8 protein-coding genes are annotated in these 13,183 nt (G+C 72.7%); all 8 read right to left on the reverse strand.

The features are described 5' to 3' along the window. Positions 1-364 precede the first annotated feature (364 nt). Positions 365-2,659 carry a hypothetical protein gene (locus tag ACFW9Z_RS27645; protein WP_384645282.1) on the reverse strand — a complete coding sequence of 765 codons (2,295 nt, stop codon included), beginning with the start codon at positions 2,657-2,659 and terminating at the stop codon, positions 365-367. A gap of 93 nt (positions 2,660-2,752) precedes the next feature. Continuing rightward, entirely contained in the window at positions 2,753-3,289 is a 537-nt protein-coding gene (locus ACFW9Z_RS27650; RefSeq protein ID WP_384645283.1) for a hypothetical protein, read from the reverse strand. A 133-nt stretch (positions 3,290-3,422) separates the two neighbouring features. Further along, a complete protein-coding gene (locus tag ACFW9Z_RS27655) occupies positions 3,423-5,936 on the reverse strand; it encodes a SpoIIE family protein phosphatase (RefSeq protein WP_384645284.1) in 2,514 nt (837 codons plus the stop codon). A gap of 136 nt (positions 5,937-6,072) precedes the next feature. After that, positions 6,073-6,702 carry an alpha-ketoglutarate-dependent dioxygenase AlkB gene (locus ACFW9Z_RS27660; protein WP_384645285.1) on the reverse strand — a complete coding sequence of 210 codons (630 nt, stop codon included), beginning with the start codon at positions 6,700-6,702 and terminating at the stop codon, positions 6,073-6,075. A 52-nt stretch (positions 6,703-6,754) separates the two neighbouring features. Further along, positions 6,755-8,326, reverse strand: coding sequence for a GMC family oxidoreductase (locus ACFW9Z_RS27665; RefSeq protein ID WP_384645286.1), 1,572 nt, complete (start codon positions 8,324-8,326; stop codon positions 6,755-6,757). Positions 8,327-8,340: 14 nt separating this feature from the next. After that, a complete protein-coding gene (locus ACFW9Z_RS27670) occupies positions 8,341-9,942 on the reverse strand; it encodes an APC family permease (protein ID WP_384645287.1) in 1,602 nt (533 codons plus the stop codon). Then, positions 9,930-11,399, reverse strand: a complete 1,470-nt coding sequence (locus ACFW9Z_RS27675) for an aldehyde dehydrogenase family protein (protein ID WP_384645288.1) — start codon at positions 11,397-11,399, stop codon at positions 9,930-9,932. Before ACFW9Z_RS27675 ends, ACFW9Z_RS27670 begins: the two co-directional genes overlap by 13 nt. Before the next feature lie 176 nt (positions 11,400-11,575). Continuing rightward, positions 11,576-13,072, reverse strand: a complete 1,497-nt coding sequence (locus ACFW9Z_RS27680; RefSeq protein WP_384645330.1) for an MFS transporter — start codon at positions 13,070-13,072, stop codon at positions 11,576-11,578. Positions 13,073-13,183 lie beyond the last annotated feature (111 nt).

Below are 13,183 nucleotides of genomic sequence, written 5' to 3' on the forward strand. Positions count from 1 at the left end.
AGTCACAGTCGCACCCCAAACGGGACGCATCCGTCGATCCCATGGACAGACGGATGCGCCCTCGCTCGGTGCACGATATCCACACACGTGCCATTTCGCTGGAGTTCTCGTGAAGTTCAGACGGCCCGGGCCGGGCACCCGCGATGCGCCGGAAGCGCGCGATCTCGCTTGTGGCGGACGGTTGTTGACGGATCAACATGTCCGCAAGCGCTTGTGCGGTGCGGCCCCCGGCGGCCGCAGGCGGAGGCTCTCGCTCCGGCGCACGCCGGTCCCAACGCGCGAACCCCCTGGCGGCGACCTGCGCAGCCAGGGGGTTCGTGGTCCGTGGGCGGCCCGCCCGGGGTGGAAGGGGGCGCCCACGGGGTCAGGCGAGGCCGGTCGTGCGCCTCCTGGCCTGTCGGTGGATCAGCAGCCCGCCGCCAAGGAGCGCTGCCGCAAGGAGAGTTACCGAGATCACAGTGATCCCGGTCGCCGCGAGACCGCCCCCGGAGGTCGTCTCCACGCCGTTTCCGCCGCCGACGGAACCGCCGCCCGCCGTGGCTCCGGTGGCCCCGGCCGAGCCCGTACCGCCGGAGTTGTCGCCGCCGCCCGTGGCAGCGGAGCCGACGGAGGAGCCGCCCGTGGAGGCGTCACCCGTCGAAGCTCCGCCCGCCGAGTCACCACCTGTCGATCCGTCACCGCCGGTGTCCGAGCCGCCGGTTGAGGAGTCGCCCGGCCCGCCGCTGTCACCGCCTGTGTCTCCACCCGTGTCCCCACCGCTGTCCCCGCCGCCGGTCGCCGCGGTGACCGTCAGCGTGATCGGGGCCGTACGCGTGGTGCCGACGTCGTTGCGGAACTCGGCGCGGTAGCGGTAGCCGTCCTGGGCCGTCCGCGCGGTGAACGTGAGCACCGGCTCGGTGGCGCCGTCCAGCTCCCGCCAGGTCTGCGCGTCGTCGGTGGAGACCTGCCAGCGGACCGTGGGCTCCGGGGTGCCCTCCGTGCGGGCGGTCAGGGCCACTTCCTCCCCGGCCCGCACCGTGCGGTCGGCGGGCGCCTGGGTCACCAGGGGCGAGACCTGCCGGGTGAGCCGGGTGATCTTCCCCTCGGCCGGGCTGGTCACGAAGACCGTGTCCCCGCCCGGCTCCACGGCGAGCGAGGCGGCGCCCGCCTGCGAGTGGTTCCCGGGCAGGGAGAGCTCCGTGGCCGCCGGAGCGAGGCTCTCGGTGTCGTACACCGTCAGGGTGCCGTTGTTGTCGTTGGCCGGCTCGGAGAGGTTCCCGCCGTCCTGCCAGACGACGAAGGCGCGGCCGGTCCGCGGGTCGAAGGCGGCGTCCCGGGCCAGGTCCTTGCCGGGCAGCGTCTGCACCAGCGTGCCCGAGGCGTCGAAGACCAGGACGGACCGGCCGACGCCCACCCACACGGCACCGCTCGCCGGGTCCGCCGCGGTGAATCCGGCGATCCAGTCGGTGCCCGGCAGGTCGAAGGAGGCCGTCACGGAGAACGACACGAGGTCGACCCGGTGGAGCTTCCCGGCCGTGAAGTCGGTGAACCACAGCGCGCCCCGGGCGTGATCGGCGGCGAACCGGTTGCCGCCCGGCAGCGTGAGGCTCCGGGTGGCCGTACCGGTCGCGGTCTCGATCTCGGAGAGCTTCGCGCCCTGGGCGATCAGCACCGTGCCCGGAGCCGTCCCGGGGGCGATCTCCGTGATCGTCGTCCCGGCGAGCCAGACGCCCGAGGCGGCCGCGTCACCGGACTTGGCGGAACCGACGCCCCGCAGCGGGTAGTTGTAGACCACGCCGTCGTCCGGCAGCGGGCCGGAGATCCGTGCCGCCGTCGAGGCGCGCAGCTCTCCGGTGGGGCCGGGGGCCTGGCTGATCCAGCTCTCGGCCTTTCCGTCCTGCGGGTTGAGCACATACAGGCCGCGCTCGTCGACGTCGGCCGTGTCGGGGAGGTTGTCCGCACCGACGTACAGCTTCTTGGAGTCGGGGTGCAGGAGCAGGTCCAGCGGCTTGCCCGCCGAGGTGAAGTCGGCGACCGGCTTGTACGAGACGGTCCCGGCGGGTACGTCGACGCCCACGCCGCCCGGTTCGCCGGGCTCCTGGTCCGAGAAGGTGACGGGTATGCGCACGTCCTGCGTACGGTCGCCGCTCGCGCGGTGGTCGGCCCGGGTGACGACGGAGCACGGTACGTCGGCGCAGTCCAGCCCGTCGCCCTTGGACCGGATCTCGATCTCCACGTCGAAGGAGCCGCCGGGGCCGAACGGCGAGGCCAGCTCGCCCTCGTACGGGTCGCCCGGGGGCACGATCCACTGGGAGTTCTTCGAACCGCCGCTCATGTCGGCGCCGCCGAGGCAGGGGGAGGGGACCCGGTTCGCCCCGTTGTCCTTGCAGAGCGCGACGTAGATGCCGGTGGTGAGGCCGTACCCCTCGCCGGTCACCCGGACCTTCTCGCTCGCCGGGTCGAGCCCGGTGGTGGCCGAGACGGTGAGCTTCTGGCCCTTGGGGCCGGTGGCGCTCTTGGGGGTACCGGCGTCGGCGCTGCTCGCGGCGCCCGCGGGGATCGCCGCGAGCAGCAGGGCGGCGACGGCCGCCGCACCGGCCCGGCGGCCTAGTCCGGCGGCTCCGCGGGGGCCGCGTGGTCTGCCGGGGCCGGAGAGCGGGGTGCCCGGAGTGGGTGTCATGTCATTCCTCGTCACGACGCGGGGAGCCCGGCCCCGGCGAGGAGCGCCGGGGCCGGGCCGATGGCTGGTGGGGCGGACGGCTGGTGGTGGGTCCTACACGAAGTCGATCGGGGTGTGGACGTCGTACCCGCGCTCGTTGGTGTTGGTGTGGTCGGCGCGGGTCACGATGGCGCAGTCGACGGTGTCGCCGCAGACGTTGCCGCCGCCGAGGTCGGCCTTGACGTGTATCTGCACGCTGAAGGTGCCGCCGGCGCCGAACGGCGAGGTGTTGGGGAGGCCGCCGCCCAGGCTGGAGACCCAGTGGGAGGCTCCGGTCGTGCCGGACTCGTCCTGGCCGCCGAGACAGGGGGAGGGCTTGTTGGCACCCTGCTCCCCGTCCACCACGCAGAGGCTGACGTAGACACCCTGGCCGACGTTGTACCCGCTGCCGGTGACGGTGATGTTCTGCCCCGTGGCGTTCGCCGTGTCGGGGGCGGTCAGCGACAGGTTGTAGGTGGTGCCCCCGACGGAGACCGTGCGGGTCCCGGTCGCGGCGGCGGCGGGGGAGGCGAGGGAGAGCGCCAGAGCGGCGGCGGAGAGGACGGCGAGGCCCGTGCGGGCGACGGTACGGGTGGAGGGAACAGCACTCATCGAATGAGCACCTTTCTCGGCATCGGAACCAGGACCACGGACACCCAGTCGACTTAGGTAAGGCACACCTAAGTCCAAGAATGATTGGGTTGTCAACAAAAGGGCCCGCGGAGGCCGGGGAAAGTGATCGGAATCAGCCGAAGTCGACCGAGGGGAAGGCCTGTTCCGTCCAGATGGTCTTCCCGGCCGGGGTGTAGCGCGTCCCCCACCGCTGGACGAGCTGCGCGACGATGAACAGCCCGCGCCCGCCCTCGTCGTCCTCCGCGCTGTGGCGCAGGTGCGGCGAGGTGTGGCCGGTGTCCGCCACCTCGCAGAGCAGCGTGCGGTCACGGATCAGCCGCAGCCGCAGCGGCCCGCCCCCGTACCGGACCGCGTTGGTGACCAGCTCGCTCACGACCAGTTCGGTCGCGAAGGACAGCTCCTCCAGCCCCCAGGCGGCCAGTTGACGAGTGGTCAGCTCGCGCGCGCGGCTCACGGTCACCGCCTCGGCGGGCAGCTCCCACTCGGCCACCCGCGAGGCGTCCAGCTGACGGGTGCGGGCCAGGAGGAGGGCCGTGTCGTCGGCGGTCGTGGCGTCCGGCACCAGCGTGGAGACGGCTCGGTCGCAGAGATCCTCCAGCGAGGCGCCGGGGTCGCCGAGCACCCGGCCCAGCGCGTCCAGCCCCTGGTCGATGTCGTGGTCGCGCGCCTCCACCAGGCCGTCCGTGAAGAGCGCCAGCAGGCTCCCCACCGGCAGTTCGATCTCCATGGACTCGAAGGGCAGGCCGCCCAGACCCAGCGGCGGCCCGGCCGGCAGGTCCGGGTAGGTGACGTGTCCGTCGGGGTGTACGACCGCCGGCGGCAGATGCCCGGCGCGGGCCATGACGCACCGCCGCGAGACCGGGTCGTACACGGCGTACAGGCAGGTCGCCCCGGTGGTCAGTTCGTCGTACGCGTCCGAGGCCGGGCCGTCACGGCTGCCCGGCCGCTCCTCCAGCGGCTGCCCCACCAGATCGTCCAGCCGGGTCAGCAACTCGTCCGGGGCCATGTCCAGTTGGGCGAAGGCGCGCACGCTGGTGCGGAGCCGTCCCATGGTGGCGGCCGCCTGGAGACCGTGGCCGACCACGTCCCCGACCACCAGGCCGACCCGGGTCCCGGAGAGCGGGATCACGTCGAACCAGTCGCCGCCGACCCCCGTCACATCGTCCGACGGCAGATAGCGGTAGGCGATCTCCACCGCCGACTGCGGGGGCACATGGTGGGGCAGCAGCTGCCGCTGGAGGGCGAGGGAGGCGGAGCGTTCGCGGGTGAAGCGGCGGGCGTTGTCGATGCAGACGGCGGCGCGGGCGGCCAGCTCGTCGGCCAGGGCGACCTCGCCGTTGTCGAAGGTGGTGGCCGGACCGTGGGTCACCGCACGCTCGTACGGGTCGGGGCGCGGACCGCGTACGAAGGTGACGAGCCCCAGCACGCTGCCGCCGACGCGCAACGGGACCACCAGGACGTTGTCGTCGAGCACCAGACCGCCGGAGGCCAGGCTGCGGTCCTGCGGCGAGCCGGGCGGATAGGTGACCGGGGGGTAGCGGTTGGCCGGGCTCCCCGGCCCCTCCGGGTGCAGTGCCGCGTCGGGCACCCCCGGGGGCACGGAGTGCTCACCGACCCGCAGGAGGTCCATGGCCGCCGAACTCCCGGCCGCCGGGATCTCCCCGGTCATCACCGTCGCCCGCGCGACATCGACCCGTACGGCGGCGGCGAACTCCGGCACGGTCACCTCGGCGATCTCCTCGGCGGTGGTGACCACGTCCAGGACCGTGCCGATCCGCCGGCCGACCTCCACGAGCAGGGCCAGGCGCTGCTGGGCGCGGTACCGGTCGGAGATGTCGAAGGCGTCCTCGCAGACCCCGAAGACATGCCCGTGGGCGTCCTCCAGCCGGTAGTAGGAGCACGACCACAGGTGCTCCGTGCCCGGGTCGCTGGGCGGGATCCCCTGGAAGTGCAGGTCGAGGACGGGCTCGCCGGTGTCGAGCACGTGGTGCATCACGGCGTCGAGCGTCGAGGGGTACCCAGGGGTGACGAAGCGGCCGCCGGAGTACAGCTCGTCGGCCCGCATCCCCAGGTACTCGGCGAGCGGCCGGCCGATCTCCCGCTCGTAGGCGGTGTTGCTCCAGGTCAGCCGGAGCTCGGTGTCGTAGATCGCCAGACCGACGGGCGACTGGGTGGCGAGCCCCTGGAGCAGCGCGAGCCGGGACTCCCACTGCCGCAGCGCCCCCAGCTCGGCCGCCACGAGCACCCGCCCCGGCGCCTCGCCGCCCGGCCCGCCCGCCGCCGCACCCGCCAGCGGGCACATGATGGTGGCCACCAGCAGCTCTCGCCCGTCCCGGTGACGCGCGAGACGGATCTCATTGCCCGGGGGTGGCGGGCCGGGGCGGGGGTGGTCCGGCGGGCCCCGGCGGTCCGTGGCCGCCGGGAGGGGCCCGTCAGTGGGCAGCGGTGACAGGAACGCGCTCAGGGGCCGTCCCGCGGCCTCCCGTGCCTCGTAACCCAGCAGCTCCGTGGCGGCGGGGCTCCACCCGACGACGGTGTCCCGGCCGTCCAGAACCACCGTGGCCGCCCTGGAGATGTCCAGGGGGCCACGGAAGTCGGCGGCGTCCGCCGCTCTGGTCGCGCTCACCGCGCCACACCGGCCTGGTCCATGGTCTTCAGAATCCGCCCTGCCCCCGGTCGGCACAACTGCGGTACGCCCGTGGCACGGCCGATCGGGGCGTGCGGGGTGTGCGGGGCGGCTTCCGGGGGGCGGCCCGGTGGGCTCAGCGCACCCCGGCCGGCCGGAACTGGACGCTGATCCGCGGCCCCACCGCCCGTGCCGTCTTCGGGACCGCGTGCTCCCAGGTGCGCTGGCAGCTGCCGCCCATCACGATCAGGTCGCCGTGCCCGAGGGGCCTGCGTACGGGGGCGGGGCCCGGACGGCGGGGCCGCAGCGCGAGATGGCGCGGGGCTCCCAGGGAGACGATCGCGACCATGGTGTCCTCGGTCGAGCCCCGGCCGATCGTGTCACCGTGCCAGGCGACCCCGTCCCGGCCGTCCCGGTAGTAGCAGAGCCCCGCCGTGGTGAACGGCTCACCGAGCTCGGCCCCGTAGTGCGCGCTCAGCGCCGTACGGGCGGCATCGAGCGCGGGGTGCGGGAGGGGGTCCCGGTCGCCGAAGAAGGCCAGCAGGCGCGGCACGGCCACCACGCGCTCGTACATGACCCGCTGCTCCGCCCGCCAGGTCACACCGCCCGCCAGTGCCTCGAACAGGGCGTCGGCCCCCTGGAGCCACTGCGGGAGCACGTCGATCCAGGCGCCGTGGCCGAGCTGCTCGCGGCGCAGCCCGCTCAGAGGGCGGACGGCGATCTCGTCCCCCTGGTCGAAGAGCGAGGTCTGGAGGTGGACGGCCATGGAACGAGCGTAACGTTATTCGTACAGGTGTGCGAACGAAGAGGGTGGCCGGTCAGCTCTCCTTGATCAGGTCCGCGCACTTCTCGCCGATCATCATGGTCGTGATGCACGGATTGGCCGTGGTCAGCACCGGCATCACCGACGCGTCCGCCACCCGCAGCCCGGTGACGCCCTTGACCCGCAGCTGTGGGTCGAGCGGGGAGTCCGGGTCGTCCGCCGCGCCCATCCGGACCGTCCCCGCCGGGTGGTAGACGGTGTTGTGGGTCTCGCGGATGTAGTCGAACAGCTCGGCGTCCGTGGTCGCGCCCGGCCCCGGGGCCAGCTCGGCGCCCGCCCAGGCGGCCATCGCGGGCCGCGCCACGATCTCCCGGGCGAGCCGGAGCCCGTACGTCATCACCCGTACGTCGTGCTCGTCGGTGAAGTAGCGCGGATCGACCCGGGGCTTGTCCCGGAAGTCCCGGGTGCGCAGGCGGACCGTGCCCCGGGAGCGGGCCCGGGTGACGTTCGGGGTGAGGCAGAACGCGTTCTCGGAGGTGGGGTAGCCGCGCCGGTAGGTGTTCAGGTCGAACGGCACCGAGCCGTAGTGGAACATCAGGTCCGGCCGGTCGAGCCCCGGTTCCGTGTCGGCGAAGATGCCGATCTCCCACCACTGGGTGGAGGCGGTGACCATGGGCTGCTTCGCCTCCCACATGATCACGCCCTCGGGGTGGTCCTGGAGGTGCGAGCCGACACCGGGGGAGTCCACCCGGACGTCGATCCCGGTCTCCCGCAGATGTCCGGCCGGGCCGATCCCGGAGAGCATCAGCAGCTTGGGGGAGTCGATCGCCCCGCAGGCCACGACCACCTCGCGCCGGGCGTGCACCCTGCCGCTGTGGACGGTGTCGGGCTCCAGATACTCCACTCCGGTGCACCGCTGCCCGTTCTCGCCCTCGAAGAGCAGCCGTTTCGCCTGGAGCCCGGTCCGTACGTCCAGGTTGGGCCGCTTGCCCAGGACCGGATGCAGGTACGAGACCGAGGCCGAGGCCCGGGTGCCGTCCTCGCGGGCGTTGATCTGGAACCAGTGCGCGCCCCTGAGCACCGTGGTGCCCGTGTTGAACGGGGTGGTGGGGATGCCCGCCTGGGCGCAGGCCGCCAGCAGGGCCGTACCGCACGGGTCGTCGGGCGGGACCGTACGGAGGGTGACCGGGCCCGAGCGGCCGTGGTGGTCGCCGGGCGCGTCGTTCGTCTCCAGCCGCCGGTAGAGCGGGAAGCAGTCCGCCGCGCTCCACCCGGTGCAGCCCAGCGCGCCCCACTCGTCGAGGTCCTCGGCCGGGGCCCAGAACGCGATGCACGAGTTGTGCGAGGAGCAGCCGCCGAGCACCTTGGCGCGGGCGTGGCGCATGAAGCTGTTGCCGTACTCCTGCGGCTCCACCGGGTAGTCCCAGTCGTAACCGGATTCCAGCAGCGCCATCCACCGGTCCAGCCGCAGGATGCTCTCGTCGCCCACGTCCGAGGGGCCCGCCTCCAGGACGCAGACGGTGATGGCGGGGTCCTCGGTCAGCCGGGCGGCGACGACGGCACCTGCCGTACCGCCGCCGACCACGACGTAGTCGTACGTGGGCACAGGGCTGCTCTCTGCGGGCATCGCGTCTCCAGGACTCAAGGACGGGTCGGCGGAACGGTGGGGTCCTCGGCCAGGACGCGGTGCTCGGCGAGCACTCCCGTACGGTGCCGCTGGACGAACCAGTAGTAGGCGAAGCCGCCGAGCGCGACGACGCCGATGAACAGGAACGCGCCCCACCGCAGATACCAGTGCTGCGGGCCCGTCGCGTTGTAGACCTCGGCGCGCGGCCAGGCCAGGTTGATGGACATCGCCGTGCCCCAGAGCACCGCGAGGACGTTGACCGGCAGCCCCCAGCGGCCCAGTGAGAACGCGCCCTCGCGCGGCTCCCACGTGCCGCGCAGCCGGCGCAGCAGCATGGGCACGGTGACCAGCAGATAGGCCACGTAGATCATGATGATCGCGATGCTGGTGATCACCGAGAAGATCTGCGGCTGGTTGATGTTCACCACCAGGATGACCACGCCCACCACCCCGATCAGCACGGCGGGCACCACGGGCGTCTGGAAGCGGGGGCTGACCTTGGCCAGCGTCGATCCGGCGGGCAGGTTGTTGTCCCGGGCCATGGCGAACATCAGCCGGATACCGGCCGCCTGCACGGCGAGCACGCAGATGGTGATCGCGACGACCACCGACCAGAGGAAGATCTCCCCGATGGTCTCGCCGAGCGTCGCCAGCACCACGTACTGGAGCCCGCCCGTGGACAGCTCCTCGGCGTGCAGGTCCGGCACGGCCAGCAGGGCGAAGAGCAGGATGAACGCGCCGATGGTGAACGACGCGATGAGCGCCCGGAGGATGGCGCGGGGCGCGTTGCGGCCCGGGTTGTGCGACTCCTCGCCGAGGGAGGAGGCGGTGTCGAAGCCGTACATGACGTACGCGGAGGCCAGCGAGGCGGTGAGGAAGGCGCCGAGGTAGCCCAGGTTCGTGCCGCTGCCGAGCCCGTACGTCTCCGTCAGCGCGGTGCTGGGCCCCCGGGTGATGTGGGCGCCCAGGAAGATGATCAGGGCGACGGCGGCGATCAGCTCGATGAAGACGCCCGCGGAGTTGATCCGGGCCATCAGCTTGATCCCGAACGCGTTGACCAGCGTGGAGAAGAGGATGAGCACCGTGCCGAGCAGGACCGCGTTGGCCGCCTGGTCGTTCTGGCCGCTGCCGTCCCCGATGAACTGGAACCAGCCGTCGATCTGCGGCAGCGTGATCTGGTAGGCCAGCGCCACCGCCGAGAGCGTGACCATGGTGGCCGTCATCATCATCCAGCCGCCGAGCCAGCCCACGTGCGGGCCGCCCATCTTCTTGGCCCAGTTGTAGACCGAACCGGCCACCGGATAGCGGGCCGCCAGCTCGCAGAAGCACAGGGCCACCATCAGCTGCCCGCAGAAGACCATCGGCCAGGACCACCAGTAGGCGGGGCCGCCGAAGCTGACGCCGAAGTAGAAGAGCTGGAAGGTGCCGGTGAGGATCGAGATGTAGCTGATCCCGGCGGCGAAGGTGTGGAAGTTGCCGAGGGTGCGCCGGAGTTCGGGGCGGTAGCCGAGCTCACCGAGCGCGTCGTCGTCGTGCTGGGTCTGGGTCCGGTCCCGGGGCCTGTTCCCGGGTACGGGGTCGGGCCCCGGACCCGTATTCGTACTCACTCGAACCACCGCTGCGGGGTCGCGGCGACATTGCGCCAGATGTGTTTGGCCTCCTGGTACTCCGCGAGCCCTGTCGGCCCCAGCTCACGGCCGAAACCGGACTGCTTCATACCGCCCCACTCCGCCTGCGGTACGTAGGGGTGGAAGTCGTTGATCCACACGGTGCCCGCCCGCAGCCGCGCGGCCACCCGGTGGGCACGCCCGCCGTCCCGCGTCCAGACCGCGCCCGCCAGCCCGTACACCGTGCCGTTGGCCAGCCGGACCGCCTCGTCCTCGTCCCGGAACCGCTCCACCGTGAGCACCGGCCCGAACGACTCGTCCCGCACCACCGACATGGACGAGCGGCACTCGTCCAGCACGGTCGGCGGGTAGTAGAAGCCGTCCGCCAGCGCGGGATCCTCGGGCCGCGCGCCCCCGCAGCGCAGTACGGCGCCCTCGGCGATCCCCTCGGCCACGTACGTCTCGACCTTGTCGCGGTGGGCGGCGGAGATCAGCGGGCCGCTGCGGGCGTCCTCGTCGAAGGGGCCGCCGAGCCTGATCCGGCGGGCCCGCGCGACCAGCTCGTCCACGAACCGGTCGTGCAGCTCGTCCTGGACCAGGAGCCGGGCCCCGGCGGAGCAGACCTGGCCGGAGTGGAGGAAGACCGCCATCAGCGCGTAGTCGACGGCGGTCTCGAAGTCGGCGTCGGCGAACACGATGTTGGGGTTCTTGCCGCCCAGCTCCAGGGCGACCTTCTTCACCGAGGGCGCGGCGGCCGCCATGACGGCCCGCCCGGTGACGAGCCCGCCGGTGAACGACACCATGTCCACGCGTGGGTCCTCGCTGAGCGGAGCCCCCACCGCAGCCCCCGCCCCGAGCACCAGATTGGCCACCCCCTCCGGCAGCTCGGCCTCGACGAGCAGCCCCATGAGGAGGACGGCGGTGTGCGGGGTCAGCTCACTGGGCTTGAGCACGAAGGTGTTGCCCGCCGCGAGCGCCGGGGCGACCTTCCAGGCGGTCTGGAGGAGCGGGTAGTTCCACGGGGTGATGAGCGCGCAGACACCGACGGGCTCGTACACGATCCGGCTGTCCACGTCCGGCATCCCGGTGTCGACGACCCGGTCGGTGGTCCCGGCGGCGACGAGGTTGCCGAAGTAGCGGAAGCAGTTGGCGATGTCGTCCATGTCGTACGCGCTCTCCACCAGCCGCTTTCCGGTGTCCAGCGACTCCGCCCGAGCGAAGGTGTCCTTGTCGCGCTCCAGCAGCTCCGCGACCCGCAGCAGCAGCCGCCCGCGCTCGGCGGCCGGGGTACCGGGCCAGGGCCCGTCGTCGAAGGCCCGGCGCGCGGCGGCGACGGCCGCTTCGGCGTCCTTCGGCCCGCCCTCGTCGACGGTGGCCACCAGGGTGCCGTCGGCGGGGCAGCGGATCTCCCGCGTCCCCCCGTCGGCGGCGGTGGTCCACCGGCCGTCGATGAACAGCTCCGGCATGGGCTCCTCCTGTACGGGGGCGGGGCGGGCGGCCCGCCGCCCTTCTGGCACCTCGGCACCTTCTGTGGCGACTTCAGGACAGACAGTAAGGTCGCCGGGGGGTGCGCGCAGCGCGGGCGGGGCCGATCCGGGGGCTTGGCTGTGCGGGGGCGTCCCCGCCGTCCGCCGCTCGCCGATCATGTGCGCGGCGGAGACCCCGGGGCCTCCACCGCCTCGCCCCCGGCCGGGATGTGCCGCAGCAGCACGATCGCGGCGACGGCGAGCACGATCACGATGACGCCCGCGAGCCCGGCCGCGATGTTCAGGCCGCTGGTGAACGCCTCCCGGGCCCGGTCCAGGAGTTCGGTGCCCGCCGGGCCGGACAGGTTCCCGGCCACGGAGTCGGCACCGGCGAGCGTGTCCCGGGCCGTGTCCGCCACCGGGGCGGGCAGGTCCGGGGACAGGGCGCCGGTGATCTCGTCCCGGTACACGGCGGTGACGACGCTGCCGAGGCCCGCGATGCCCAGCGCGATACCGAACTCCATGCCCGCCTCCGACATGGCGGCGGCCGAACCGGCCTTCTCCGGCGGTGCGGAGCCGACGACCAGGTCCGTACCGAGCACCATCATCGGGCTGATGCCGGTGTAGACGAGCACGAAGCCGGTCACCAGCAGCGGCAGCCCTCCGTCGCTGCCGACCTGGCTGATCAGGCCGTACCCCAGCACCGAGAGGAGCAGGGAGCCGCCGACGACGTACCCGGGACGGACCCGCTGGGCGACGGCGGGCGTCAGCGAGGAGGCGATGATCAGCGCCCCGGCCGCGGGCAGCAGCCACAGCCCCGCCTCGATCGGCGACAGGCCCTCGACCAGCTGGAGGTACTGCGTGATGAACAGGTAGAGCCCGCCCATCAGACCCAGGCCGAGCAGCAGCACCAGCAGTGCGGCGCCGAACGCGCGGTCGGCGAAGAGCCGCAGGTCCAGCAGCGGATCGGCCAGCGCCCGCTGACGCCGGACGAAGACCACGCCGAAGAGCAGGCCGGCCGCGAGGGAGCCGAACGCCAGGGCTCCCGGGCCGTGCTCGGCCAGGCGCTTGATCCCGTAGATCACCGGCAGCACCGCCACCAGGGACAGCACCACACTGGCCGGGTCGAGCCGCCCGGCGTCCGCGTCCCTGTACTCGGGGAGCAGGACCGGCGCGACGACCAGGAGCAGCACCATCACCGGCACGGCGAGCAGGAACACCGAGCCCCACCAGAACCACTCCAGCAGCGCACCGCCCAGCACCGGGCCGACGGCGACACCGACGGAGAAGCAGGTGACCCAGATACTGATGGCGACCCCGCGCTGCCGGGGGTCCTTGAACATGTTGCTGATCAGGGCCAGCGTCGAGGGCATCAGCGTGGCGCCGGTGACACCGAGCAGTGCGCGTGCCGCGATCAGCATCTCCGGACTGGTGGAGAGCGCGGCGAGGACCGAGGAGAGACCGAAGCCGAGCGCCCCGATCATCAGCAGCCTGCGCCTGCCGATGCGGTCGCCCAGGGTGCCCATGGTCACCAGCAGACCGGCGATCATGAAGCCGTAGATGTCCACGCTCCACAGCAACTGGGCGCTGGTGGGCCGCAGGTCCGCGCTGATCTGCGGAACCGCGAGGTTCAGCACGGTCGCGTCGAGGGCCAGCAGGAGGGTGGGGAGCATGAGGACGAAGAGCCCGAGCCACTCCCGCCGTCCGGCTCTCTCCTCCGTGGCGGCCGGAGCCGTGGGTGTTCTGCCGGGGGCCGGGGACTGTCCCTCGGGGGCCGGGGACGG

The organism is Streptomyces sp. NPDC059452 (assembly GCF_042750035.1).
In the GTDB taxonomy this organism is placed as follows: Bacteria; Actinomycetota; Actinomycetes; order Streptomycetales; family Streptomycetaceae; genus Streptomyces.